We start from the raw sequence: 23,847 nt of genomic DNA, 5'->3' as shown, positions 1-23,847 counted from the left end.
GGTCATGCGCGTTCTGATTATCGAAGACGAGGAAAAAACCGCGGACTATCTGCACCGCGGTCTGACGGAACAGGGTTACACCGTGGACCTGGCCCGCGACGGCGTCGAAGGCCTGCATCTGGCGCTGGAAAGCGACTACGCGGTGATCGTCCTCGACGTCATGTTGCCGGGCCTGGATGGTTTCGGCGTGTTGCGCGCATTGCGTGCCCGCAAGCAGACCCCGGTGATCATGCTCACCGCCCGCGAGCGCGTCGAAGACCGGATCAAGGGCCTGCGTGACGGCGCCGACGATTACCTCGGCAAGCCGTTTTCCTTCCTTGAACTGGTGGCCCGCCTGCAAGCGCTGACCCGGCGCAGCGGCGGTCATGAACCGGTGCAAGTGAGCATCGCCGACCTATGGATCGACCTGATCAGCCGCAAGGCCACCCGCGCCGGCACGCGGCTGGATCTGACCGCCAAAGAGTTTTCGCTGCTCAGCGTGCTGGCACGCCGACAAGGTGAAATCCTCTCGAAAACCGCGATTGCCGAGATGGTCTGGGACATTAATTTCGACAGCGATGCCAACGTCGTCGAAGTCGCGATCAAGCGTCTGCGAGCCAAGCTCGACGGGCCATTCGACGAGAAACTGCTGCACACCATTCGCGGCATGGGGTATGTGCTGGAGAGCCGTGGTGTCCAGTAACTCGATTGCCCTGCGCCTGAGCGGCATGTTCACCCTCGTGGCGCTGCTGGTGTTTCTGTTGATCGGCGGCGCGCTGTATCAGCAGGTCGACAAGGGCCTGGGCCTGCTGCCGGAAGCCGAGCTGGACGCGCGTTACAGCGTGCTTGAATCGGCGCTCAATCGTTATGGCACGCCTGAGCATTGGGTGAAGATCAACGCCAAGCTCAAGCTGCTCGGCGAAGAGGACAAGCGCATCCGTTTCTGGGTGGTCAGCGGCGATCCCGGTTACGAGTACGGCGCGCCGGACGCGCGGATCCGCGCCTTCGCCAAAGGCCCGACGGGCATGCATGACCTGCAGTTGCCCGACCATCCCTATCCGCTGAAAGTGCTGCTGACCGAACTGCCGGCCAAGGATCAACGCCCACCGCTGCGCTTCATGATCGGCATCGATACCGAGACTTTCCACGAGACTCAGCATAGCCTGCTGATCGCTCTCGTCAGCCTGGCCATTGTCGGTGTACTGATGGCCTCGGCGCTGGGTTACTGGGTGGCGCGGATCGGCCTCAAGCCGTTGATCAAACTGTCTCACGAAGCCCAGCGCCTGGCACCGCCACTACGGGCCGGACGCCTGCGCATGTCGCCGTTACCGCCGGAGCTGGAGCAGTTTGTCGACTCGTTCAACTCGACGCTGGAGCGAGTCGAACAGGCCTATTCGCGCCTGGAATCGTTCAACGCCGACGTCGCCCATGAGCTGCGCTCGCCATTGACCAACCTGATCGGTCAGACCCAGGTCGCGCTGACCCGCGGGCGCTCCGCCGAACACTATTTCGAAGTGCTGCAATCGAACCTCGAAGAGCTGGAACGCCTGCGTTCGATCATCAACGACATGCTGTTTCTGGCCAGCGCCGACCAGGGCAGCAAGGCCACCAAACTGACCGAGACTTCTTTGGCCGATGAAGTCGCGACCACGCTGGAGTATCTGGATTTCATCCTCGAAGACGCACAGGTGCAGGTGCGCGTGAGTGGCGATGCGCAGGTGCGGATCGAGATCGCGCATCTGCGTCGGGCACTGATCAATCTGCTGAGCAACGCCGTGCAGCACACCGAGCCGGGCCAGGTGATCGAGGTGCGCATCGAAGTTGAAGACCATCAGGTCAGCATCGGCGTGGCCAACCCGGGCACTCCGATTGCCAGCGAGCACTTGCCGCGTCTGTTCGAGCGCTTCTACCGGGTCGATGCCTCGCGCAGCAACAGCGGCAACAACCATGGGTTGGGGCTGGCGATCGTCAAGGCGATTGCGCTGATGCATGGTGGGGATGTGTTTGTGCGCAGTGATCGGGGGATGAATACCTTCGGGATTCACCTCCCGGTCTAACTGAAAAGCAAAATCCCTGTGGCGAGGGGATGAATCCCCTCACCACAAGGAATGGCGTTCACCCGTGATTGATCTTTGCTTCTGCTGTAACAGTCATTTATGAAAATCACGCTGTTTCCCAACGCCCGGCGACCTTATCTTTGCCCGCACCAAACAGCACTTGCCAAGCAAGAAGGTTTTCCAGATGTCCAACAGTATGGGTATTGCCAGCGCTTTCGTTTTGTCCTCATTGATCCTGTCGCCGATGGCGATGGCTGAAGAATCGCAAGCGTTCGTAGCGCAGAATGCCGCTCGCGCTCACGCCTTCGAGCAGTCTCAGGCAGAAGTGATGGTCAAGTCGCAGGACGCCTCGCAAGCCCCTCAAGCCGCCACTTCCCAGGCTCAAGCATTCGAGAAAGACAGCTGAGTCGCGCACCGCGAAACATTTCCCTCGACGCGGTTGTTTGGCTCTTCCCGTTCAACCGTCGTCCTTCCAGGCCGCTGCCTTTCAGCGGCCTTTTTTCGTTGTGGTCTGAAAGCCGTTTGGTTCGTCTGTAAAAAACAAGAAACATCCCGCACCTCAAGACATTGAAGTGTCAGTTGACCCAAGGAGCTCCATCGCAAGTGCGTTACCCAGTCCGCTTCACCCCGCTGTTCATTGCAATTGCCGCAACGATTGCCCCCGCCGCCCATGCCGACGAAGCCGCCAGGGAAGGTTTCGTCGAAGGCTCGAGCCTCAACCTCAACGCTCGCAACTACTACATGAATCGCAACCGTCTGCAGCAGACGGACGACAACATCGAGTGGGGCCAGGGTTTTCTCGGGATCTTCCAGTCGGGTTACACCGAAGGCACGGTCGGCTTCGGCATCGATGCCCACGCCATGCTCGGGCTGAAGCTCGACGGCGGTGGCGGCACCGATGGCTCGAGCATCCTGCCGATCAGTGATGGCAACGGCAAAGCGCCGGGCTCGTTCTCGACTGCGGGCGGCACGTTGAAAATGCGCGCGTTCGATACCGAGCTGAAGGCCGGTGACCTGTTCCTCACCAACCCGGTGATTGCCGGTGGTGATTCGCGCATGCTGCCGCAGACCTTCCGTGGCGTCAGTCTGACCAACCACAGTTTCGACGGCTGGATGTTCGAAGGTGGCCAGGCCAGTTTCACCAAGCCGTACAACCAGAGCGGTCGCCAGCGCATCGGCACGTCCTACGGCAAACTCGCCGAGGGCGACGAAAGCCGCCACCTGAACTGGGCCGGCGTGTCCTGGAGCGGCGTCGATGGCCTGACCAGCAATCTGTACGCCGCCGAGCTCAAGGACATCTGGAACCAGTACTACTACGACCTGGACTACACCTGGCAGTTGAACGATCTGGTCAGCCTCAACCCGGGCCTGCACTTCTATCACACGCAGGACACCGGCGACGCGCTGCTGGGCGACATCGACAACAACACCTACAGCCTGCATTTCATCGTCGGCATCGGCAACCACAGCGTCACGGCTGCGTACCAGCGCGTGAACGGCAACACGCCGTTCGACTACATCAGCCAGGGCGACAGCGTTTACCTCGATAACTCGCAGCAGTACTCGGACTTCAACGGCCCGAACGAGCGCTCGTGGAAGCTCAAGTACGCCTACGACTTCGCCGGTCTCGGCTTGCCGGGCCTGACTTCGGCGGTTTCCTATTCGCGCGGCACCGTGGACCTGACCAAGGTCGATCCGCACAGCAAGGGCTATGCCTCGTGGTACAGCGCCGACGGTCGCAACGCCAAGCACTGGGAACGCGATCTTGATCTGAAATACGTGGTGCAGAGCGGCCAGGCGAAAGACCTCGCGGTACGCCTGCAATGGGCGACCAATCGGGGTGGCAACGGCTACGGCGCGATTGATACGGATACCGATGAATACCGGGTGATTGTCGACTACCCGATCAACGTCTTCTAAGATCCCCCCTGCACCACGGTCTTGAATTGAGAGATGTACCCTGTGGGAGCGGGCTTGCTCGCGAATGCGCTGCATCAGTCGACATCCATGTTGAATGACACGGCGCATTCGCGAGCAAGCCCGCTCCCACAATGGAATACCGTCACTGACTTCATGCAACTACGCTAATAAGATCCTCTCAACCGACAGCCCCCATCATGATCGCGAGCCGTACCCCACCTCTGGCGGGCAAGACCGGACGCCCCGAATTGCTGCTGATCTGCGGCAGTACGCTGACCGTGATCGCGATTCTGTGCATCGTCACCTTTCTGCTGATTCGTGAGCACGCCAACGCTCAGGAATCGGCCACCCGCAGTGCCACCACCATCGCCCAGCTCATCGACGCCGATGTCTTGCGCACGGTCGAGTTGTACGACTTGACCCTGCAAGGCCTGATCGCCGCCGCGCAACGCGACGACTTGCGCGACGTCACCCCGCAGATCCGCCATCTGGCACTGTTCGACCGCTCGACCACCGCACGCTTCAAGGGCGACATCCTGCTGCTGGACAAGCAAGGCGATGTGGTCGCCGACTCATCCCGTATCGAACCCAAGCCAGGCAACTTTGCCGACCGCGATTACTTCCTCGCCCACGCCTTCAACCGCGATACCGGCATGTTTATCAGCCGCCCGTTCAAGACCCGCTGCGATTGCGACGAAGCCAATCAATGGCGCATCAGCTTCAGCCGGCGGATCTCCTCGGACACCGGCGAATTCGCTGGCGTGGCCGTGGCCTCGATGAAACTCGACTACTTCGATCAACTCTTCAATAGCCTTGACATTGGCAAAGACAGCACGCTGAACATCATCAACAGCGACGGCATACTGCTCGCGCAGAAGCCGTACCTGCAAAGCGATTCCATCGGCAAGAGTTTCAGCAACCGGCCCAACGTGGTGCGGATTCTCGGCGACAAGGATGGCAGTGGCAGTTTCACCAGCACCTCGAGCATGGATCATCAGCAACGGCTCTACACCTACTCGCGGGTCGGCAATCTGCCATTGACCGTTATGGTCGCGCTGTCCAGTGATGAGGTGTTCGGCACCTGGCGCCGCACCGCGCTGTTGATCAGCGGCGCCACCGGCGTGCTGTGCGCCGGGCTGCTGTGGCTGACCTGGCTGCTCGCCCGTGAGCTGCGCTTGCGCCAGCGCGCCGAGCGTGAACTGGCGCAACTGGCCGCCACCGATGCGCTGACCGGCGTGGCCAACCGGCGGATGCTCGATCAGGCGCTGCGCCACGAATGGTTCCGCGCCCAGCGCTCGGGCAAGCCGCTGTCGGTGATGATGATCGATGCCGATCACTTCAAGGCTTTCAATGACCGTCATGGGCATCAGGCCGGCGATCAGGCGTTGCGTGAGCTGGCCAAGGTGATTACGGCGAACGTGCGACGACCGGCGGATCTGGTCGCCCGTTACGGCGGCGAAGAGTTCTCGGTGATCCTCGCCGAGACCGATGGCCATGGTGCACAGCAGATTGCCGGGCATATTCGTCAGGCGGTCGAGCAGTTGCCGTTGGTCGACGGGGCCGAACGGCCGATGACGGTGAGTATTGGCATCGCGACGTGGACGGCGGCGAGCGAGATGACGCTGGAGCAGTTGTTGTTTGCAGCGGACAAGGCGCTGTATCAGGCAAAGGAAGGTGGGCGCAATCGGGTGGTGGTGGCTGGCTGATTTTTGCGGCGATTCCTCTTCGCGAGCAAGCCCGCTCCCACAAGGGAACGCATTCCAAATGTGGGAGCGAGCTTGCTCGCGAAGAGGCCAGCCCAGGCAACACAAAAACCGCAGGCATAAAAAAAGGCCATCCGAGGATGGCCTTCAAAAAACTAGAGAGGTTTTTTACTTACACTGCCGCAACCGGGCGCATGTAAGAGATCGGTGCAGTGCTGGCGTCTTCGAACGTCACCACTTCCCACGCATCTGTCTGCTCAATCAACTTGCGCAGCAGCTGGTTGTTCAGTGCATGACCGGACTTGAAGCCTTTGAACTCACCAATCAGGCTGTTACCCAGCAGGTACAGGTCGCCAATCGCATCGAGGATCTTGTGCTTCACGAATTCGTCTTCGTAGCGAAGGCCGTCTTCGTTCAGTACACCATCGGAATCCACCACGATCGCGTTTTCAACGCTGCCGCCGAGTGCGAGGTTGTGCTTGCGCAGGTACTCGATGTCACTCATGAAACCGAAAGTACGGGCGCGGCTGACTTCTTTTACGAACGAAGTGCTGGAAAAATCCACGCTTGCACTTTGGGTGCGGTCCCGGAAAACCGGGTGATCGAAGTCGATCTCGAAGCTCACCTTGAACCCTTCGAAAGGGACGAAAGTGGCGCGCTTGTCGCCGTCTTCCACTGTCACTTCACGCAGGATGCGGATGAATTTCTTGGCGGCGTCCTGCTCTTCCAGGCCAGCCGATTGAATCAGGAATACGAACGGTCCAGCGCTGCCATCCATGATCGGGACTTCGGACGCGGAGAGCTCGACGTAGGCGTTATCGATGCCCAGGCCAGCCATGGCCGAGAGCAAGTGCTCTACCGTGTCCACTTTGACGTCGCCGTTGATCAGCGTCGTCGACATAGTGGTTTCACCGACGTTTTCCGCGCGGGCAGGAATCTGCACCACAGGGTCGAGGTCAGCGCGACAAAACACAATGCCAGTGTCGACAGGCGCAGGCTTGAGGGTCAGGTAGACCTTCTCCCCGGAATGCAGGCCTACACCCGTGGCACGGATAATATTTTTCAGTGTGCGTTGTTTAATCATGGCTTGGGCCGCTTCAGCGCAAATTGCGAACTGGTATCAACAAAGGCTGGCGATAATAGCAGACCGAGCCTTTGCTGAACACCAATCACCGTCATAGCCCTGATACATTCCATCAATCGGCCTGACGACGCAGGAATGCCGGGATGTCCAGGTAATCCAGATCGTCCTGCGGGTTCATCTTCGCGGCAGTCGCAGCACCGGCCTGAGCCTGGTTGCGCATGACGGTCGGACGGTCCAGGTCACGGTAGTTCACCGCCGGAGCTTCCTGACGCGCAGGAGCCGGTTGTTGAACCTGAGCGGCAGCCATGGAGGTGTGAACGGTGTTGTCGATGACCTTCACAGGCTTCTCGATTTTCGCGCCCAGACCGGTGGCAACCACGGTGACGTGCAGTTCGTCGCGCATGTCCGGATCGATAACGGTACCGACCTTGACCATCGCGTGCTCCGAAGCGAAGGCTTCGATGATGCTACCCACGTCGGAGTACTCACCCAGGGACAGGTCAGGACCGGCGGTGATGTTCACCAGGATGCCGCGTGCGCCTTGCAGGTTCACGTCTTCCAGCAGCGGGTTGCGGATGGCCGCTTCGGTCGCTTCACGTGCACGGTTCGGACCGCTGGCGCAGCCAGTGCCCATCATCGCCATGCCCATTTCGCTCATCACGGTACGCACGTCGGCGAAGTCGACGTTGATCATGCCCGGACGCTTGATGATGTCGGAGATACCGCGAACGGCACCGGCCAGTACGTCGTCAGCCTTGGCGAAAGCCGACAAGAGGCTTGCGTCTTTACCGAGGATGGTCAGCAGCTTCTCGTTGGGAATAGTGATCAACGAGTCGACGCTTTCGGAGAGCATGCGGATGCCTTCGTCGGCGATCTGCATACGCTTGCGGCCTTCGAACGGGAACGGACGGGTCACGACCGCAACGGTCAGGATGCCCATTTCCTTGGCCACTTCGGCGATGATCGGTGCAGCACCGGTACCGGTACCGCCGCCCATGCCAGTGGTGATGAACACCATGTTGGTGCCCTGCAGGACTTCGGCAATGCGCTCACGGTCTTCGAGAGCGGCCTGACGACCTACTTCAGGGTTGGCGCCAGCGCCCAGACCTTTGGTCACGCCGGTGCCCAGTTGCAGGATGGTGCGCGCGCCGATGTTTTTCAGCGCTTGAGCATCAGTGTTGGCGCAAATGAATTCGACGCCTTCGATGTTGCTCTTGACCATGTGATTGACAGCGTTGCCGCCGCCACCGCCAACACCGATAACTTTGATTACCGGGCTTGCGGGGATGTTGTCTACGAGTTCGAACATTTTCCCTCTCCTTACATTCTCTAGTTTTTTCGCCTACTGCATTTTTGTAGCGGTGTTGCGGTAAAGCTTTAGAAGTTGCCTTGAACCCACTTCTTCAATCGGTCCAGCAACGGCGCCTGTGGCTCTTCGTTGCTGTAGCTGTCGCGGCTGCCGATGCCCGAGAACGAGATCCCGTCGGACTGCTTCTGCAGGCCATACATCAACAAGCCAACGCCAGTGGAATAAATCGGGTTGCGCACCACGTCATCCAGGCCCTTCACGCCATGCGGCACGCCCAGGCGCACCGGCATGTGGAAGATTTCTTCGGCCAGTTCGGTGGCGCCTTCCATCTTCGAGGTACCGCCGGTCAGGACGATGCCCGCCGGGATCAGGTCTTCGTAGCCGCTGCGACGCAGCTCGGCCTGGATCAGGGTGAACAGTTCGTCGTAACGCGGCTCGACCACTTCGGCCAGGGCCTGACGCGACAGTTCGCGCGGTGGACGGTCGCCCACGCTCGGCACCTTGATGGTTTCGCCGGCACCGGCCAGTTTGGCCAGGGCGCAGGCGTAGCGGATCTTGATCTCTTCGGCGTACTGGGTCGGGGTGCGCAACGCCATGGCGATGTCGTTGGTCACCTGATCACCGGCAATCGGGATCACCGCGGTGTGGCGGATCGCGCCTTCGGTGAAGATCGCGATGTCGGTGGTGCCGCCGCCGATGTCGACCAGGCACACGCCCAGCTCTTTTTCGTCGTCGGTCAGTACCGAGTAGGCCGAGGCCAGTTGCTCGAGAATGATGTCGTCGATTTCCAGACCGCAGCGACGCACGCATTTTTCAATGTTCTGGGCAGCATTGACGGCGCAGGTGACCACGTGAACCTTGGCTTCCAGACGCACGCCGGACATGCCCAGAGGCTCGCGGACGCCTTCCTGGTTATCGATCACGTAATCCTGCGGCAGGGTGTGCAGCACGCGCTGGTCAGCCGGAATCGCCACGGCCTGGGCAGCGTCGAGTACGCGCTCCAGGTCAGCCGAGCTCACTTCGCGGTCACGAATCGCCACGATGCCGTGGGAGTTCAAGCTGCGGATGTGATTGCCGGCCACGCCGACGAAAGCCGAGTGAATGCGGCAGCCCGCCATCAGCTGGGCTTCTTCGATCGCGCGCTGGATCGATTGCACGGTGGACTCGATGTTCACCACCACGCCCTTCTTCAGGCCGCGGGACGGGTGAGTACCGATACCGACGATTTCCAGCGTGCCGTCGTCCGCGACCTCGCCTACCAGCGCCACCACCTTGGAGGTGCCGATATCCAGACCGACGATCATTTTGCCGCTTTGCACGTTTGCCATGGGTCCTGCCTCTTCTTAATTCTTTGCGACAGCGGGTTGGGCTGTCGTCGGCGCTACTGGTTCCCGCCAGCCAACAGCGAGGCCGTTGGCGTAGCGCAGATCGATGCGCGCAATGTTCGTAATCTGGTCTTTAAGCGTCTTGTCATAGATGGCAATGAAGCGGCGCATCTTTTCCACCAGGTTGCCGCGTCCCAGCAGCAACTCGATGCCGGGGCCGGAGCTGCCGGCACCGGTGGTCAGGAACCAGCTGCCACGTTCACGCAGTTCCAGGCGCGCGATCGAGAAACCCAGCGGCCGGAGCATCTGGCTCAGCACCTGATACTGCTGCATCACCTGCTGCTGGGCCCGTTGTGGGCCGAACAGCTGTGGCAGGTGTTCGTAGTTCGCCAGTTCCTTCGGCGTGAACGCCTGGCCCTGGTTGTTCAGCAGCGACTCGTCGCCCCAACGGGCCACCGGCAGTTGCTCTTCGAGGCGGATCACCACCTGGTCCGGCCACACCCGGCGTACTTCGGCGTGGGCGATCCACGGCATCTGCTCAAGCTCGGTACGCATCCCGGCCAGGTCGATGGTGAAGAAGCTCGACGCCACGTACGGCGCGATTCGCTGCTGCACCGCTTGCTGACTGATGTAGCTCAGGTCGCCCTGCACGGCGATCTTGGTGATCGGCCGATCGGCGTACGGCAGCAAACGCTGTGCGCCTTCGTAGGTACCGAACCCGAGCGCCACCAGCAGCACCGGCCAGAACAGGCTTTTCAGAAAGCCGAAATTGGCTTTCGGCAGGCGCGCGGACATCGGCTCTTTGGCCACCATTCGGCTGGCACCCCGCGGCACCGGCTTGCGGCCGGGTGCGGGTGGCTGATGTCTGAGATGAGCGCCTTGCATGGTCTTAACCTCGCGCCTCTGTGTTACCGGAGCCTTCAACACTGGCGGCCAGAATGGCCAGAACCAGTTGCTGGAAGTCCAGACCGGCAGCACGGGCCGCCATCGGCACCAGGCTGTGATCGGTCATGCCCGGTGCGGTGTTCACTTCCAGGAACCAGAACTGCCCGTCGGCGTCCTGCATCACGTCCGCCCTGCCCCAACCGGCAATACCCAGCGCCTCACAGGCCTTGGCCGTGAGATCCATGAGTTCCTGTTCCTTGGCGGCATCCAGCCCGCACGGAATGCGGTACTGGGTATCGTTGGCGATGTATTTGGCGTCGTAGTCGTAGAACGTGTGCGGTGTACCCAGGGCGATAGGAGGCAACACCTGGTCACGCAGGGTGGCGATGGTGAACTCCGGACCTTGAATCCATTGCTCAACCAAGACTTGCGAATCGTAGGTACTGGCCGCTTTCCATGCGTCGATCAACTCGGACGCAGAACTCACTTTGGCCATCCCGATACTTGAACCTTCATGCGCCGGTTTGACGATCAAAGGGAAGCCCAGTTCCGTCGCCGCCGAAATACAATCGGCTTCGCTGCACAGCACGGCGTGACGCGGCGTCGGAATCCCGAGGCTGTGCCAGACCTGCTTGGTGCGCAGTTTGTCCATCGCCAGTGCCGAAGCGAGGATGCCGCTGCCGGTATAGGGAATGCCGGCGCATTCGAGCAGGCCCTGCATGGAGCCGTCTTCACCGCCACGACCGTGGAGAATGATGAACGCGCGGTCGATCTTTTCGTTCAGCAGACGCTGCAGAAAATCCTCGCCGACGTCGATCCCGAACGCGTCCACACCCGCACTTTGCAGCGCGTCGAGCACGGCGTTACCGGATTTCAGCGAAACCTCACGCTCGGCACTCATGCCACCGAACAGCACGGCGACACGGCCGAAGTCTTTCGGCGCAATGGTGGAGAACAGGTTGGCGTAGGCAGCAGTCATTTCAACTTCCCCTCGACCGACGCAGCCACGGCGCCGGCGAACAATTCACTTTTCAACAGCTTCGGCGCGAGACCGCCGATATCCCCGGCGCCCTGGCACAGCAGGATGTCGCCGGCACGCAGCAATGGTTTGACCAGCGGCGCGAGGTCGACACCGCGCTCGATGTAGATCGGGTCGAGCTGACCGCGCTGACGGATGCTGTTGCACAGCTTGCGGCTGTCCGCGCCCGGGATCGGCTCTTCGCCGGCCGGATAGACTTCCATCAGCAACAGCACGTTGGCGTCGGCCAGTACATTGACGAAGTCGTCGTACAGGTCACGGGTGCGGCTATAACGGTGCGGCTGGTAGACCATCACCAGACGGCGCTCCGGCCAGCCACCGCGCACGGCTTTGATCACCGCGGCGACTTCGGTCGGGTGATGACCGTAGTCGTCGACCAGCATCACGTTGCCGCCGTCCACCGGCAGTTCGCCGTAGACCTGGAAGCGTCGGCCAACGCCCTGGAACCCGGACAGGCCCTGGACGATGGCTTCGTCGCTGACGCCTTCGTCGGTGGCGATGCAGATGGTCGCCAGCGAGTTGAGCACGTTGTGGTTGCCCGGCATGTTCACCGACACATCGAGCGGCTCGCGATCCGGACGCAGCACAGTGAAGAAGGTCTGCATGCCTTGCTGGCGCACATTGATGGCGCGCACGTCGGCGTCTTCGCTGAAGCCGTAGGTCACGGTCGGACGCTTGACCAGTGGCAGGATTTCACGCACCACCGGATCGTCCAGGCACATCACCGCCAAACCGTAGAACGGCAGGTTGTGCAGGAACTCGACGAAGGTTTTCTTCAGTTTGTTGAAGTCACCGTCGTAGGTCGCCATGTGGTCGGCGTCGATGTTGGTGACCACGGCCACCAGCGGTTGCAGGTGCAGGAAGCTCGCATCGCTTTCGTCGGCTTCGGCGATCAGGTAGCGGCTGGTGCCGAGCTGGGCATTGGTGCCCGCCGCATTCAGACGGCCACCGATGACGAAGGTCGGGTCCAGACCGCCGGCAGCGAACACCGAAGCGATCAGGCTGGTGGTGGTGGTTTTGCCGTGGGTGCCGGCGACGGCGATACCGTGGCGATAGCGCATCAGCTCGGCGAGCATCTCGGCACGCGGTACCACCGGGATACGACGCTCAAGAGCGGTCGCCACTTCCGGGTTGGAAGTGTTGACGGCGCTCGAGACCACCAGCACGTCGGCGGTCGCAGCGTTTTCAGCGCGGTGGCCGATATAGATGTGCGCACCGAACGATTCCAGACGCTCGGTCACCGGCGAAGCTTTCAGGTCGGACCCGGACACTTCATAGCCCAGGTTCAGCAACACTTCAGCGATGCCGCACATGCCCACGCCGCCGATACCGACGAAGTGGATGCGACGGATGCGGCGCATTTCCGGTTGCGGCATGGCTTTCTGATTCTCAACCATGGGCCACCTCCAGGCAGGTATCGACCACGCTACGGGTGGCATCGGGTTTGGCCAGACGGCGGGCCGCTTGGGCCATTTCTTCGAGTCGTTGCGGTTGCATCAAGACCTCTGTCAGGCGCGCGGCAAGGTCCGCGGCACCAGTCGTTCTTTGCGGCATCACGAAGGCTGCGCCTTCACGGGCCAAATAATCGGCGTTGCGGGTCTGGTGATCGTCGATCGCGTGGGGCAAAGGCACCAGCATCGAGGGCAGACCAACGGCAGCCAGCTCACTGATGGTCAGCGCGCCAGCGCGGCACACCACCAGGTCAGCCCAGCCATAGGCCTGGGCCATGTCTTTGATGAACGGCTGCACCTGCGCATCCACGCCGGCGGCGCGGTAGCGCTCTGCAGTCACTTCATCGTGGTTTTTGCCGGCCTGATGAAACACTTCCGGGCGCAAATCGGCAGGGACTTGCGCCAGGGCTTCAGGCAGCAACTTGTTCAACGGTTCTGCGCCCAGGCTTCCGCCAAGGATCAGCAAACGCGCTTTGCGACCGGCCAGGGCTGGTCGCGATGTTTCGAGGAACAGCTCGCTGCGCACCGGGTTTCCGGTGGTACGGCGGGTGTCCGACAGAGTAAAGGTGTCGGGGAATGCTTCACACACCCGGGCGGCGAACGGCACCAGCAACCGATTGGCGGTGCCGGCCACGGCGTTCTGCTCGTGAACGATCACCGGCACACCGGCCAGTTTCGCGGCAATCCCGCCAGGCCCGGTCACATAACCACCGAAGCCGACCACGCAGACTGGACGCAGCTTGCGAATCACCGCCCGCGCCTGCCACACCGACTTGAGCAACATGAACGGTGCCTTGAGCAGCGACAGCTTGCCCTTGCCACGCAACCCGGTGGCATTGATGCGATGCAGTTCAAGACCTGCAGCCGGCACCAGTTCGTTTTCGATCCCGCGTGGCGTGCCGAGCCAGTGCACGGTGTAGCCACGCGCCTGGAATTCGCGGGCACAGGACAATGCCGGGAACACGTGGCCGCCGGTGCCGCCGGCCATGATCAATACGTTAGCGCCCATGGTTCGGCTCCTCGGCGAAGTCGCTCTCATGGAACTCCATCTCTTCACTGCCCAGGTGGGTTCGACTCTCCCACTCGATCCTCAGCAACAAGCCAAGGCAGGCGCAGCAGATCACCAGGGAACTGCCGCCGTAACTGAGGAACGGCAGGGTCAAGCCCTTGGTCGGCAGCAGGCCGACGTTCACGCCGATGTTGATCAGGAACTGACCGATCCACAGGAACGACAGACCGTAAGCCACATAAGCGGCGAAGAACTGCTTGGCCTTCTCGGCCCACAAACCGATGTACATGCCGCGAATACACACGAAGACGAACAGCGCGACGGTGCACAGCGAACCGACGGCGCCCAGCTCTTCGGCCAGCACCGAGAACACGAAGTCGGTGTGTGCTTCAGGCAGGTAGAACTGTTTCTGCACGCTGTTGCCCAGGCCAACGCCCAGCCACTCACCGCGACCGAAGGCGATCAACGCCTGCGACAATTGATAACCGGCGCCGAACTGGTCGGCCCACGGGTCGGCGAAGTTGGTCAGACGTGCCATCCGGTACGGCTGCATCTGAATCAGCAGCACCACGGCCCCGACGGCCAGTACCACCATCAGCGAGAAGCGGAACAGCCCGACTCCGCCGAGGAACAGCATCGCTGCCGCAGCCCCCATCATTACCACGGTGGCACCGAAGTCAGGCTCCATCAGCAACAGACCCGCCATCGGCAGCAGCACGATGAACGGCTTGAAGAAGCCCATCCAGCTCTCGCGCACTTCTTTCTGCCGACGCACCAGATAACCGGCGAGGTAGATCACCACGAACACCTTGGCGATCTCGGACGGCTGCACGTTGAAGAAACTGAAACCGATCCAGCGCATCGATCCGTTCACTTCACGGCCGATCCCCGGGATGATCACCATCACCAGCAGACCGAACGCGCCGATCAGCATCATCCAGCCCAGGCGCTGCCAGGTGGCGATCGGAATCATCATGGTAACGATGCAGGCGCCCAGACCCAGTGCCACGTAGATCAGGTGGCGAATCATGTAGTACAGCGCGCTGCCCGATTGCGCCGCCGCCACTTCAGTGGAGGCCGAGGCGATCATGATCAGGCCCAGGCCCAGCAGCGCCAGGCAGCCGGCGAGCATCGGGAAGTCGAGGTCGATGCCACGGCCGGTGATGATCGGCGACGGGTACGGCTTGATGATATTGCGCAGGCTCATGCCAGATCCTCCACGGCGCGGACGAACTGGTGACCACGGTCTTCGTAATTCTTGAACATGTCGAAACTGGCGCAGGCCGGCGACAGCAGCACTACGTCACCCGGCTGGGCGACTGCGCGGCACTGCGCGACAGCGTCGACCAGCGACGTGGCGCGAATCAGCGACACCGCGTCGCCGATAGCCTCGCCGATCTTGTCGGAGTCGCGGCCCATCAGGATCACGGCGCGGCAGTTGGCCGCTACCGGATCGCGCAAATCGTTGAACTCGGCACCCTTGCCATCGCCACCGGCGATCAGCACAACCTTGCCGTCGATGTCCGCGCCCAGGCCTTCGATGGCGGCCAGTGCAGCACCGACGTTGGTGGCCTTGGAATCGTTGTAATAACCGACGCCGTCGAGATCCCGCACCCACTGGCAGCGGTGTTCGAGGCCGGTGAAGTTACGCAGGGCATCAAGCATGGCGTCGAACGGCAGGCCGACCGCATGCCCCAGCGCCAGCGCCGCGAGGGCATTGGCCTGGTTGTGCGCGCCGCGCACTTTCAGTTCGCGCACCGGCATCAGGTTCTGGAATTCGAAGGCCAGGTATTTCTCGCCGTCTTCCTCGCGCAGGCCGAAAGCCTTGAAATCCGGTTTGTTCAGGCCAAAGGTCCAGCATGGCTGGCCCTCGCCGATCAGCGGACGGCTGAGTGCGTCCTGACGATTGACCACGAACTGCTTCGCGCCACGGAAGATCCGGTGCTTGGCCAGGTGGTACGCCGGCAGGCCGCTGTAGCGGTCCATGTGGTCTTCGCTGATGTTGAGCACGGTGGCCACTTCAGCGTTGAGCTGGTCGGTGGTTTCCAGCTGGAAGCTCGACAGCTCCATCACGTACAGCTCGACGTCATCGCTGAGCAACTCCAGCGCTGGCGTACCGAGGTTGCCGCCCACCGCGACGCGTTTGCCGGCCGCAGCCGCCATCTCGCCGACCAGAGTGGTGACGGTGCTTTTCGCGTTGGAACCGGTGATGGCCACGATCGGCGCCCGCGCGTTACGCGCGAACAGCTCGATGTCGCCGGCCATTTTCACGCCACGGGCTGCAGCGGCTTGCAGGGCCGGGGTCGCCAGCGCCAGGCCGGGGCTCACGTAGAGCTCGTCGGCGCGGCACAGGAATTCGACGTCCAGCTCGCCACAACGCACTTCCACGTGCGGATAGTCACGCTTGAGCGTGGCCAGTTCCGGTGGATTGTCCCGCGTATCGGCGACGGCAAACGACACGCCCCGGTTCGCCAGGAAGCGAACCAGGGACATGCCGCTCTTGCCGAGGCCGACAACGATGCGGAAGTGGTCAGAAGCGATCAGAGACACTCGTTCTACCTCAGCTTCAGGGTGGCAAGGCCTATCAGCACGAGAATCACGGTGATGATCCAGAAACGGACGATCACGCGCGGCTCGGGCCAGCCCTTGAGTTCAAAGTGGTGGTGAATCGGAGCCATGCGGAACACACGGCGACCGGTCAGCTTGAAGGAAGCAACCTGAATGACGACCGACAGGGTCTCCATCACGAACACGCCGCCCATGATGAACAGGACGATTTCCTGACGGACGATCACCGCGATGGTGCCCAGTGCCGCGCCCAGTGCCAGAGCACCGACGTCACCCATGAACACTTGCGCCGGGTAGGTGTTGAACCAGAGGAAGCCCAGACCGGCACCGATCAGTGCGCCGCAGAATACGATCAGTTCGCCTGCTCCCGGCACGTAAGGGATCAGCAGGTATTCGGCGAATTTCACGTTACCCGACAGGTAGCAGAAGATCCCCAGACCGCCGCCGACCATCACGGTTGGCATGATCGCCAGACCGTCGAGGCCGTCAGTCAGGTTGACCGCGTTGCTCGAACCGACGATCACGAAGTAGGTCAGCACGATGAACCCGGCGCCCAGCGGAATGCTGTAATCCTTGAGCATCGGCAGGATCAGCGTGGTTTCCACCGGCGTGGTGGCGGTCATATAAAGGAAGATTGCTGCGCCCAGACCGAACACCGACTGCCAGAAATATTTCCAGCGGCTTGGCAAGCCACGGGAGTTCTTCTCGATCACTTTGCGGTAATCGTCGACCCAGCCGATGGCGCCGAACAGCAGAGTTACCAGCAGCACGACCCACACGTAGCGGTTGCTGAGGTCAGCCCACAGCAGGGTGCTGACACCGATGGAAGACAAAATCAGTGCGCCACCCATGGTCGGCGTACCCGACTTGGACAGGTGTGATTGCGGGCCGTCATTGCGAACGGACTGGCCGATCTGACGGTTCTGCAGGGTGCGGATCATCCACGGGCCATAGCACAGCGACAAAACCAGCGCGGTCAGCACACCGAGGATCCCGCGCAGGGTCAGGTACTGGAAGACCGCGAAGCCTTTGTAGAACTGTTGCAGATACTCCGCTAGCAGCAGCAGCATTAATGTTTCTCCAGACTGGGCCCGCACAGAGCCGCAACGATGTTTTCCATCGCTGCACTGCGCGAACCCTTGATCAAAATGGTGGTGTTTGTGTCCTGCTCGGCGTCGAGGGCCTGGATCAGTTCGGCTTGCGTGCCGAAGTGATGCGCCTCTTTACCGAATGCGTTCACGGCGTGGACCATGTTCGGCCCGACCGCGTAAAGCGCGGAAACCTTGCCCCGGGCGTATTCGCCCACGTCGCGGTGCCCCTGCTCCGCCCAGTCGCCCAACTCGCCGATATCTCCGAGCACCAGGACGGTGCGGCCGGAAAAGCCGGCGAGTATATCAACGGCAGCGCACATGGAGGTGGGGTTTGCGTTGTAAGTGTCATCGATCACGCGCATGCCGTTCTTCGCCAATTGCGCGACGGTGCGACCCTTGACCGGTTGTACCGCGCCAAGCCCGGTGGCGATGCCAAACAGCGACACGCCCAAGGCGTGAGCGGCAGCGGCGGCAGCCATGGCGTTGGCGACGTTATGGGTGCCGAGCAGGTTCAGTTGAACGTGCTCCACACCTTCAGGTGTATGCAGGTTGAAGGCCGGGCAACCCCGGGCATCGGTGCTCAGGTCGCTGGCGTAGAAATCCGCCTGAGGATTGTTCAGGGAGAAGGTCAGCACCTTGCGTGCGCCGGCGCGGAGCTTCCAGATGCCGAAAGCCTTGTCATCGAGGTTAAGCACAGCGACGCCATCCGCCGCCAGTCCGTCGATGATCTCGCCTTTGGCTTCGACGATTTTTTCCGGCCCGCCGAACTCGCCAACGTGGGCGGTGCCGGCGTTGCTGAGGATCGCCACGTGTGGTTTGGTCAGCCCGACGGTGTAGGCGATTTCGCCCAGACGCGAAGCGCCCAGTTCGATTACGGCGGCGGTGTGTTCCGGCGCCAGTTCGAGCAGGGTCAGCGGTGCGCCGAGATCGTTGTTCAGATTGCCGCGCGTCGCCAGCACCGGACCGCGGGTACGCAGGATGCTTGCGAGCATTTCCTTGACCGTGGTCTTGCCGCTGGACCCGGTGATGGCCGCGACTGGCTGGGTGAACGCGGCGCGGTTCAGCGCCCCCAACTGGCCGAGGGCCTGGCGGGTGTCCTTGACCAGCAGTTGCGGCAAGGTGCTGTCGACGACTTCGCGCTCGACCAGTGCCGCGACCGCGCCTTTGCCGGCAACGTCATTCAGATAGTCGTGACCATCGAAGCGTGGGCCAGTCAGGGCAATAAACAGTTGGCCAGCGGTGATCGCACGGCTGTCGATGCTGACGCCAGCGAAACTGGCATCGGTGCTGATCAGACGGGCGTCGAGCACGTTGGTCAGTTCGCTCAATGTCAGGGCCTTAAGCATGGGCCACCTCCCACGCGGTGAGGGCATGATCGGCCTCGACCAGATCGGAGAAAGCGTGCCGCTCGCCATTGATTTCCTGATAGTCCTCGTGACCTTTGCCGGCCAGCACGATCACGTCATCCGCCGAAGCACAAGCAATCAGTTGAGCAATCGCCTGACCGCGGCCGGCGACGAAAGTGACTTTATCCACAGCGGTGAAACCGGCGCGGATGTCGTCGAAAATCTGTGCCGGATCTTCCGTACGCGGGTTGTCATCGGTGACCAGCACGCGATCAGCCAGACGCTCGACCACTTCGGCCATCAGCGGACGCTTGCCGCGATCACGATCACCGCCACAGCCGAACAGGCACAGCAACTGGCCTTTGACGTGTGGGCGCAATGCAGTCAGAACTTTTTCCAGGGCATCCGGGGTGTGGGCGTAATCGACCACCACCAGCGGCTGAGTACCGCCGCCCAGACGCTGCATGCGTCCGGCCGGGCCTTCGAGTTTCGGCAGCACCTTGAGAATTTCGTCGAGCGCGTAATCCAGACCGAGCAAGGCGCCGACTGCCGCCAGTACATTGCTCAGGTTGAAACGACCCAGCAGCGTGCTGCGCAGATGATGTTCGCCCTGCGGCGTGACCAGCGTGGCGCGTACGCCGTGGTCATCGAACTGCGCTTCGCGGACATAGAGATAGGCGCTGCTGTCGAGCAGGCTGTAAGTGATCAGGCGCGAATCGCGTTTTTCGGCGGCCAGTTGCCGACCGAAATCGTCGTCGAGGTTGACCACGCGGCACTTCAGGTCATTCCAGGCGAACAGCTTGGCCTTGGCCTCGGCATACGCCTCCATGGTGCCGTGATAATCCAGGTGATCGCGGGACAGGTTGGTCATCACCGCGACGTCGAACGCCAACGCGGTGACCCGGCCCTGATCCAGACCGTGAGACGACACTTCCATGGCCACGGCTTTGGCCCCGGCCTTTTTCAGGTCGCCAAGAGTTGCTTGCACGGCAATCGGATTCGGCGTGGTGTGCAGACCACTTTCCAGCGCGCCATAGAAGCCGGAGCCCAGCGTACCGACGATGCCGCAGTGCTGACCGAGCAGATCGAGTGCCTGCGCGACCAATTGGGTCACGCTGGTCTTGCCGTTGGTGCCGGTGACACCGATCAGGTTCAGGTGATGGCTCGGCTCGCCATAAAAGCGCCCGGCGATGTCGGACAGCTGCGCCGCCAGGCCTTTGACCGGAATCAATGGCACTTCGGTGATCGGCAGCACGGTGGCGCCTTCCACTTCATAGGCAACCGCCGCCGCGCCGCGCTGCAAGGCATCGGCGATGTGCGCACGGCCATCGAACTTGCCGCCCGGCACGGCGAGGAACAGGTCACCCGCGCGTACGTTGCGGCTGTCCAGCGCCAACTCACGGATCAGCAGATCGTGGCCGGCGTGGGGGAATATCTTGTTCAGACTTAATGACATCAGCCGCGCCCTCCATTGGCTTTCAGCGGAACGACCGGGGTAGCGTTGGCCTGTTGGGTGGTCGGCAGGTTGTCCGGGGTCACGTTCATCAGACGCAGGGTGCCGGACATCACACGGCTGAACACCGGCGCCGAAACCAGACCACCGAAGTAACCGGCCTTGGACGGTTCATCGATCACCACCACGATGGCGTAACGCGGATCGCTCATCGGGCCGAAACCGGCGAACAGCGAGCGGTAGGAGTTTTCGGCGTAGCCCTTGGTACCCACCGACGTTTTACGTGCAGTACCCGACTTGCCGGCCACGTGATACGCAGGCACCTGCGCACGGAACACGCCGCGCGGTGCTTCGATCACTTGCTGCAGCATGCCTTGCATGGTTTTCGCGACCGCTTCCGGCAGTACCTGGGTGGTCTGCGGCGGTTTGTCGGTTTTGATCAGGGTCAGTGGTGCCAGACGACCGTTGTTGGCCAGTGCCGAGAACGCGTGCACCAACTGGATCGCGGTCACGGAAATACCGTAGCCATACGACAGCGTCGCGGTTTCAGCCTTGCGCCATTCGCGGTAGTTCGGCAGGTTGCCGACGCGCTCGCCCGGGAAGCCGAGGCCGGTGTCCTGACCGAGGCCGACTTTCTGTGCGAGGCGGAAAATGGTTTCGCCACCAATATCGAACGCGACCTTACTCATGCCGACGTTACTGGAATTGATCAGGATGCCGGTCAGGTCGAGTACCGGGCCTTCGGTCTTCGACACGTCCTTGATGGTGTACTTGCCGATCTGCAGGGAGCCCGGGTACACCTCGACGGTGTCGCTCGGTTTCCAGCGGCCGGTTTCGATCGCGGCACTCATCGAGATCGCTTTCATGGTCGAACCCGGTTCGAACACGTCGATCATCGCGCGGTTACGCATCATCGCCGGCTGCAGGTTGCGACGGTTGTTCGGGTTGTAGGTCGGCTGGTTGACCATGGCGAGAATCTCGCCGGTCTTCACGTCCATGATCACCAGGCTGCCGGCCTTGGCGCCGTTCTCGATGATCGCGTTGCGCAGCTCGCGGTTGGCCAGGTATTGCAGACGCAGGTCAATCGACAACGCCAAGGGCTTGCCGGCCTTGGCGTTCTTGGTGACCTGGACATCCTTGATCAGCCGACCGCGCCGATCCTTGATGACCTGCCGTTTGCCCGGCACCCCGGCCAGCCACTCGTCGTAGGCCAGCTCGACGCCTTCACGCCCGTGATCGTCAATGTCGGTAAAGCCGACCATGTGTGCGGTGACTTCACCGGCCGGGTAGAAGCGGCGGAATTCTTCGATGCCGTAAACGCCCGGCACTTTCAGGTCGAGCACAGCCTGGCCCTGCTCGGGGGTCAGCCCGCGCACCAGATAAATGAATTCTTTGTTGGCTTGCGCTTCGAGGCGTTCAGTCAGGGCTTTCGGGTCCTGACCCAGCGCGGCGGCCAGTGCTGGCCACTTCTCTTTGGCGGTCTGCATTTCCTTGGCGTTGGCCCACAGCGTGGTCACTGGGGTACTCACGGCCAAAGGCTCGCCGTTACGGTCGGTGATCAGACCACGGTGAGCAGGAATCGGGATATGACGCAGACTGCGCGCATCGCCCTGACCTTTGAGGAAGTCACGGTCAACCACCTGCAGGTCGATGATGCGCCAGCAGATCGCCGCAACCATCACGCCGAGCAGTGCCACCATCAGGCGGAAGCGCCACGGGAAGAGTGCGCCTTCAAGTTTCATCATGGCGCCACCATCTTCACGTCAGCCGCGCCAGGGATGTGCATTTTCAGTTGTTCGGTGGCCAGCACTTCGATGCGGCTGTGCGCAGTCCAGGTGCTTTGCTCGAGAATCAGGCGCCCCCACTCGGCCTGCGCCTTGTCGCGCACGCTGAGTTCGTTATAAAGATTGTTGAGCAACTGCCGGTTCCAGTGCGCGCTGTAAGACACGCCGATGGCCGACACGAGCACGCCGATAAACAGCAGCAGCATGAAGAAGCTGCCGCCCGGCAGGGGCTTGGCGAAAAGCTTGCTCACCGCAACTTCTCCGCGACGCGCATGACAGCGCTACGGGAACGTGGGTTGGCTTTGAGTTCGGCGTCGGAGGCCGTCTGCGCTTTGCCATGGATTTTGATTTTCGGTTCGAACGCCACATGGCGCACGGGCAGGTTGCGCGGCAGGTTGTCGGCTTCGCCTTTCACCAGCTTGCGCATGAACAGTTTGACGATGCGGTCTTCCAGCGAGTGGAAACTGATGACCACCAGACGGCCACCGATCTCCAGAGCATCCAGTGCGGCTTCGAGGCCGGCTTCCAGATCGCCCAGTTCGTTGTTGACGTGAATGCGCAAACCCTGGAACGCACGGGTCGCCGGGTTCTTGCCCTTCTCCCACGCCGGGTTGGCGACTTTCAGAACTTCGGCAAGATCAGCGGTGCGCTCGAACGGCTTGATGTCGCGGCGCTCGGCCACGGCACGGGCCATGCGCCCGGAGAAACGTTCTTCGCCGTATTCCTTGAACACCCGGGCGATTTCTTCCACCGGCGCGGTGTTGACGAATTCGGCGGCGCTGATGCCACGGGACGGATCCATGCGCATGTCCAGCGGACCGTCGTTGAGGAAACTGAAGCCGCGCTCGGCGTCATCCAGCTGCGGCGACGACACGCCGAGGTCGAGCAGGATACCGCTGACCTTACCGCTCAGACCTTGCTCGGCAACCACCGAACCCAGTTCGGCAAAGCTGCGCTGCACAACGACAAAGCGGCCGTCTTCGGCCGCTAGCGTTTGCCCGGTGGCAATCGCTTGAGGATCCTTGTCGAATCCGATGAGTCGACCGTCCGTCCCGAGCTGGCTGAGGATCAGCCGACTGTGCCCGCCGCGCCCGAACGTACCGTCCAGATAGCAGCCATCAGGACGTACGGCGAGAGCCTCGACGGCTTCGTCAAGCAGTACGGTGATGTGGTTAAAGCCGCTATCAATAGTCACAGGATCAAATCACGCAGTTCGTCAGGCATGGCGCCCGGTTGTTGAATAGCAGCAAGGTCAGCGGCAGACACCGCGTTCCATGCATCCTCGTCCCACAGTTGGAACTTGTTCAGTTGGCCCACCAGCATCGCTTTCTTATCAAGCTTGGCGTATTCGCGCAGACGCGGTGGAACCAGAAAACGACCACTGCCGTCGAGTTCGAGGTCGACGGCATTACCAATCAATAAGCGCTGCAGGCGACGGTTCTCTTCGCGTAGCGAAGGGAGTGCGCGCAACTTGGTTTCAATGATTTCCCACTCGTCGAGCGGATAGACACACAGGCACGGATCAACAGCATCAATGGTCACGATCAATTGGCCGGAACTACGCGAAACGAGCTCGTCACGGTACCGGCTCGGCATGGCGAGACGGCCCTTTGCATCGAGACTGATAGCGTTAGCTCCGCGAAACACGTCAGCGTTTCTCCAATTTTTATCGTTTTGAGCTCAAAAAACCCACTTCATGCCACTTTCCGCCACTTGCGCACACTATAGGAATGCGCCCACCACACCGTCAAGGCGCGGATTAAAGGAAAACCCTTACAGAACGGAGATTTAGGAGCTTAAAAGGAGGGGTAACGACAATTTGGCGGATACTTTTGACCAATAAC

Annotated in this window: 21 protein-coding genes; 5 read left to right on the top strand and 16 right to left on the bottom strand. The window is 61.5% G+C overall.

All coding sequences use genetic code 11. The annotated features are described in order from the left end of the window. Positions 1 to 4: 4 nt before the first annotated feature. The 5 genes from CKW11_RS06190 to CKW11_RS06170 all read left to right on the top strand — a co-directional run bounded on the left by CKW11_RS06190 (position 5) and on the right by CKW11_RS06170 (position 5,662). Positions 5 to 682 carry a heavy metal response regulator transcription factor gene (locus tag CKW11_RS06190; RefSeq protein ID WP_007916978.1) on the top strand — a complete coding sequence of 226 codons (678 nt, stop codon included), beginning with the start codon at positions 5 to 7 and terminating at the stop codon, positions 680 to 682. Beyond that, complete coding sequence (locus CKW11_RS06185) at positions 672 to 2,036, top strand: heavy metal sensor histidine kinase (protein WP_095136862.1); 1,365 nt, start codon at positions 672 to 674, stop codon at positions 2,034 to 2,036. The genes CKW11_RS06190 and CKW11_RS06185 overlap by 11 nt, the downstream gene beginning before the upstream one ends. A 184-nt stretch (positions 2,037 to 2,220) precedes the next feature. After that, on the top strand, positions 2,221 to 2,442 hold the full coding sequence (locus tag CKW11_RS06180) for a hypothetical protein (protein ID WP_095136861.1): 222 nt from the start codon (positions 2,221 to 2,223) through the stop codon (positions 2,440 to 2,442). Positions 2,443 to 2,639: 197 nt separating this feature from the next. After that, positions 2,640 to 3,956, top strand: a complete 1,317-nt coding sequence (locus CKW11_RS06175) for an OprD family porin (protein WP_095136860.1) — start codon at positions 2,640 to 2,642, stop codon at positions 3,954 to 3,956. Positions 3,957 to 4,153: 197 nt separating this feature from the next. Beyond that, positions 4,154 to 5,662 carry a sensor domain-containing diguanylate cyclase gene (locus tag CKW11_RS06170; RefSeq protein ID WP_095136859.1) on the top strand — a complete coding sequence of 503 codons (1,509 nt, stop codon included), beginning with the start codon at positions 4,154 to 4,156 and terminating at the stop codon, positions 5,660 to 5,662. Between the two features lie 169 nt (positions 5,663 to 5,831). Here CKW11_RS06170 and lpxC read toward each other — a convergent pair whose 3' ends face one another. The 16 genes from lpxC to mraZ all read right to left on the bottom strand — a co-directional run bounded on the left by lpxC (position 5,832) and on the right by mraZ (position 23,650). Then, on the bottom strand, positions 5,832 to 6,743 hold the full coding sequence (gene lpxC / locus CKW11_RS06165; RefSeq protein ID WP_007961638.1) for a UDP-3-O-acyl-N-acetylglucosamine deacetylase: 912 nt from the start codon (positions 6,741 to 6,743) through the stop codon (positions 5,832 to 5,834). 112 nt (positions 6,744 to 6,855) lie between these two features. Then, positions 6,856 to 8,052: a cell division protein FtsZ gene (ftsZ, locus tag CKW11_RS06160; RefSeq protein ID WP_007961637.1), complete on the bottom strand. Its 1,197-nt coding sequence runs from the start codon at positions 8,050 to 8,052 to the stop codon at positions 6,856 to 6,858. A 68-nt stretch (positions 8,053 to 8,120) separates the two neighbouring features. Further along, positions 8,121 to 9,380, bottom strand: coding sequence for a cell division protein FtsA (gene ftsA / locus CKW11_RS06155; RefSeq protein WP_007989901.1), 1,260 nt, complete (start codon positions 9,378 to 9,380; stop codon positions 8,121 to 8,123). 15 nt (positions 9,381 to 9,395) lie between these two features. Next, positions 9,396 to 10,262 carry a cell division protein FtsQ/DivIB gene (locus CKW11_RS06150; protein WP_095136858.1) on the bottom strand — a complete coding sequence of 289 codons (867 nt, stop codon included), beginning with the start codon at positions 10,260 to 10,262 and terminating at the stop codon, positions 9,396 to 9,398. 4 nt (positions 10,263 to 10,266) lie between these two features. Beyond that, positions 10,267 to 11,241 (bottom strand): D-alanine--D-alanine ligase, encoded by a 975-nt coding sequence (locus tag CKW11_RS06145; protein WP_027612179.1) that lies wholly within the window; start codon positions 11,239 to 11,241, stop codon positions 10,267 to 10,269. Next, a complete protein-coding gene (gene murC / locus CKW11_RS06140; protein WP_007961634.1) occupies positions 11,238 to 12,698 on the bottom strand; it encodes a UDP-N-acetylmuramate--L-alanine ligase in 1,461 nt (486 codons plus the stop codon). The genes CKW11_RS06145 and murC overlap by 4 nt, the downstream gene beginning before the upstream one ends. Then, entirely contained in the window at positions 12,691 to 13,761 is a 1,071-nt protein-coding gene (murG, locus tag CKW11_RS06135) for an undecaprenyldiphospho-muramoylpentapeptide beta-N-acetylglucosaminyltransferase (protein ID WP_027612180.1), read from the bottom strand. The genes murC and murG overlap by 8 nt, the downstream gene beginning before the upstream one ends. Continuing rightward, positions 13,751 to 14,968, bottom strand: coding sequence for a putative lipid II flippase FtsW (ftsW, locus tag CKW11_RS06130; RefSeq protein WP_047599228.1), 1,218 nt, complete (start codon positions 14,966 to 14,968; stop codon positions 13,751 to 13,753). The genes murG and ftsW overlap by 11 nt, the downstream gene beginning before the upstream one ends. Next, on the bottom strand, positions 14,965 to 16,311 hold the full coding sequence (gene murD / locus CKW11_RS06125) for a UDP-N-acetylmuramoyl-L-alanine--D-glutamate ligase (protein ID WP_095136857.1): 1,347 nt from the start codon (positions 16,309 to 16,311) through the stop codon (positions 14,965 to 14,967). Before murD ends, ftsW begins: the two co-directional genes overlap by 4 nt. 5 nt (positions 16,312 to 16,316) lie before the next feature. Next, positions 16,317 to 17,399, bottom strand: coding sequence for a phospho-N-acetylmuramoyl-pentapeptide-transferase (gene mraY, locus CKW11_RS06120; protein WP_025109289.1), 1,083 nt, complete (start codon positions 17,397 to 17,399; stop codon positions 16,317 to 16,319). Beyond that, positions 17,399 to 18,766: a UDP-N-acetylmuramoyl-tripeptide--D-alanyl-D-alanine ligase gene (gene murF, locus CKW11_RS06115; RefSeq protein WP_095136856.1), complete on the bottom strand. Its 1,368-nt coding sequence runs from the start codon at positions 18,764 to 18,766 to the stop codon at positions 17,399 to 17,401. The genes mraY and murF overlap by 1 nt, the downstream gene beginning before the upstream one ends. Next, positions 18,759 to 20,222 carry a UDP-N-acetylmuramoyl-L-alanyl-D-glutamate--2,6-diaminopimelate ligase gene (locus tag CKW11_RS06110; RefSeq protein WP_095136855.1) on the bottom strand — a complete coding sequence of 488 codons (1,464 nt, stop codon included), beginning with the start codon at positions 20,220 to 20,222 and terminating at the stop codon, positions 18,759 to 18,761. Before CKW11_RS06110 ends, murF begins: the two co-directional genes overlap by 8 nt. Continuing rightward, positions 20,222 to 21,961, bottom strand: a complete 1,740-nt coding sequence (locus CKW11_RS06105) for a penicillin-binding protein 2 (protein ID WP_177325626.1) — start codon at positions 21,959 to 21,961, stop codon at positions 20,222 to 20,224. The genes CKW11_RS06110 and CKW11_RS06105 overlap by 1 nt, the downstream gene beginning before the upstream one ends. Further along, positions 21,961 to 22,254 (bottom strand): cell division protein FtsL, encoded by a 294-nt coding sequence (ftsL, locus tag CKW11_RS06100; RefSeq protein WP_095136854.1) that lies wholly within the window; start codon positions 22,252 to 22,254, stop codon positions 21,961 to 21,963. Before ftsL ends, CKW11_RS06105 begins: the two co-directional genes overlap by 1 nt. Continuing rightward, complete coding sequence (rsmH, locus tag CKW11_RS06095; protein WP_007961626.1) at positions 22,251 to 23,198, bottom strand: 16S rRNA (cytosine(1402)-N(4))-methyltransferase RsmH; 948 nt, start codon at positions 23,196 to 23,198, stop codon at positions 22,251 to 22,253. Before rsmH ends, ftsL begins: the two co-directional genes overlap by 4 nt. After that, positions 23,195 to 23,650 (bottom strand): division/cell wall cluster transcriptional repressor MraZ, encoded by a 456-nt coding sequence (gene mraZ, locus CKW11_RS06090; protein ID WP_003228026.1) that lies wholly within the window; start codon positions 23,648 to 23,650, stop codon positions 23,195 to 23,197. Before mraZ ends, rsmH begins: the two co-directional genes overlap by 4 nt. Positions 23,651 to 23,847 lie beyond the last annotated feature (197 nt).

The sequence above is a fragment of the Pseudomonas sp. Irchel s3a10 genome (assembly GCF_900187525.1).
Lineage (GTDB): Bacteria > Pseudomonadota > Gammaproteobacteria > Pseudomonadales > Pseudomonadaceae > Aquipseudomonas > Aquipseudomonas koreensis_G.
This window is presented reverse-complemented; position numbering and strand designations above follow the sequence as displayed.